2 protein-coding genes are annotated in these 2,789 nt (G+C 31.1%); one reads left to right on the top strand and one right to left on the bottom strand.

Annotated features, from left to right (window positions below; genetic code table 11):
- Positions 1–790, bottom strand: a 790-nt coding sequence (locus tag HMPREF2810_RS16040; protein WP_002416970.1) for a DUF6710 family protein, incomplete at its 3' end; no start/stop codon positions are given.
- 459 nt (positions 791–1,249) lie between these two features.
- Between HMPREF2810_RS16040 and HMPREF2810_RS07200 the strand changes: the two genes are divergently transcribed.
- A complete protein-coding gene (locus HMPREF2810_RS07200) occupies positions 1,250–2,569 on the top strand; it encodes an IS4 family transposase (protein WP_002360868.1) in 1,320 nt (439 codons plus the stop codon).
- Positions 2,570–2,789: the final 220 nt, after the last annotated feature.

Genomic DNA, 2,789 nt, shown 5'->3' with positions numbered 1-2,789 from the left:
TCGATACAAATTCCTCGTAGGCGCTCGGGACCCCTCCTATTTCAAATAAAACCCCCGCATAAAATTCTTCTTCATTTTTTGGTTCAACGCTGTAGGGATAAATTTCTATATCATAATTAGGAAAATTGTAGGTGAATTGGTTTCCATCAAAAGTGACATATTTATATAACTTTTCAATGTTTACAATTTCTTCAACGTAGGAAACACCTTCTCCTCTTAATTTAGCTGAGTATTGTGAATGGTTTCCCCCATGACAAATGGCTAATCCTATAGGATAATAATAAGTATTCATAATAGTACCATTCTTTTTTAAATCAAAAGGGTTTTTATTTGTAGCTACGTTTGAGATATTATAAGAAACTCTATCAGAATTCCATGGTTGTACAATCAAAGGGATTTTAGATAATGAAATTTTCATTATCTTTGGAAAATGCCGGTAGTGGTGTTTACGATATATTTCAATATCGCTACCCACTATCTCTTTTAAAAACGTACGTTCAATCAGATCACTAGAATTTTTTGAATATCTACATTCAAATATGCATTCCATGTAGTCTTTTGGAAAGGTTTGTTTGTTTTCAAATGAAGAAATTGCTGTTTTTATAGAAATGTAATCTGAAAATTGCTTTATAAATATAAAAACCGGATGAATCTCATCATTGTTTTCATTTGATATCAGATCTCTTGCTCTTTCTAAAACTGTGTTGAGAAATTCAACCTGTTTTTCTTTCTTTTTTGTGCTAATTTGTTTTTTTGTATCTAATGATTTAATACGATTAAAAATTTTCAATTTTTACTCTCCTTTTTTGTTAAAACTTGTTCAATTGAAAAATTCACGTAATTCTCCAAGCAATATCAGTTGTTTTTAGAACGTATCTAAATAGAAAAGCAGTTTATCTGTACTGTTCTATCCGTAAAATTATCAATAATAAATTTTTTTGATGTGTTAATTTTACCTTGCAAAAGGCCATTAAGCAAAAATTTTTTAAATAATATATGGGTACACTCAAAAGTCACACAAATGACATCTGCCCAACTTGAATGCCCTACTACGTACCTAGTAACAACTGAATTATAAAAAAGACCAACAGAGTATACCCCAATGTCATTAAGTTAAGAAAAAAAATAAAGCAGGAAAACAATTAAGTCTTCCTACTTTATTTTTTCTATGTAAAAGGACACTCTCTTGATACAATTATTTTAGCAATAATAAAACGTCATAGCGTTACGTATTCTGGAGGTGTCCTTATTGTCTAATAATATCAAAAAATCAAAAACTCTTCAAACTTCTCACGAAATAAAACAAAATTTAGAACATCATATTCATTCTATTACAGATCAACCTGAAATTTTTGCTCAATCTCCGCTTGATTTTTCACGAAATAGAAAATTATCTTTTGAGACAACTCTCAAAATTATTCTCTCTTTCGGTGGTCAAAGTCTTTCTAGTGAATTACTCTCTTATTTTGATTTTACACTTCAAACGCCAACTGCTTCCGCATTTGTCCAGGCTCGAAGTAAAATAAAGATTGAAGCTTTCAAACAACTCTTCTACCGGACCATTCCTTCAAGTAACCAAAACAAGCAATATAAAGGGTACCAACTATTGGCTCATGATGGCTCTGATATTAATATCCCTTATGATGAAAACGACCCTGAATCCCACTACACCATCGGAAAGTTTGACAAACCTGTAGGATCTTTTCATCTCAATGCTTTTTATGATCCATTAAATAAATACTATGCATCGGTAAACTTCCAAAAAATTAGACAGCTAGACGAACGGAGCAGTTTGTGTCAAATGGTTGATGAGTTTACTTTTGAAAAGCCGACAATTATTATTGCAGATCGTGGTCATGAGTCATTTAACGTGTACGAACATATTAGAAAAAGTGGTCAAAAATTCATAATTCGAGTGAAAGATACCAAAAGTAATGGTCTTCTTAAAGGACTTGGATTACCTCAAAAAGGAACATTTGATAAAGAGGTTAACCTTTGGTTGACAAGAAGACAGACCAATAAAATCAAAGCTGACAAAAGTTATCAATTTTTGCGTAAAAAAGCGAAATTTGATTATCTCCCACCCAATTCCAAAGAAAGCTATCCTGTTAGTCTGAGGGTCGTTCGAATTAAGTTGAGTGAAGATAGCTATGAATCTTTAGTCACGAATCTTGATTCCTTCACTTTTAAAAGCGAAGATTTAAAAGTACTTTATCACTTACGCTGGGGAATTGAAACTTCCTTTAGAGAATTAAAATATGCCTTAGGTTTAAACCAATTCCACTCAAAGAAACTAGAGTTTATTATTCAAGAAATTTACGCTCGTCTCATTATATACAACTTTTCAATGGAAATTGCTCAGGTAGTGGCGTTATCAGCTCCTTTAAAGCAGTTCTATCAGCTTAATTTCACACAAGCTATAGGCATTTGTAAAAGATTTTTTCTTGATCAAACCGTCAATGTAGAAATTTTGATAAGAAGGTATCTCCTCCCTATACGACAGAATCGGAGTGACCAGAGAAATATAACAAAAAAGAAATTTGTTGGTTTTTTATATCGTATTGCCTAATATTATAAATTGGACTATACCATATAGGACGTTTTTTTTTGTTGCTCAAAAATATAAAATTAGTCAAGTTAATAAGAAAAAAGCGATATACTTGAGACTATCATTTACTTTTTTTCCTTAACTTAATGACATTGGGGTATACCCTGTTGGTCTTTTTCATCAGTAATTTTATAGTAGTTATTATTATATTTTATTTTCAGCAAATTTTTCTAATTTTTTC

It is taken from the genome of Enterococcus sp. HMSC078F03 (assembly GCF_001811595.1).
Lineage (GTDB): Bacteria > Bacillota > Bacilli > Lactobacillales > Enterococcaceae > Enterococcus > Enterococcus faecalis.
Note: the sequence above shows the minus strand (reverse complement) of the source record. Positions and strands in the feature narration are given on the sequence as shown.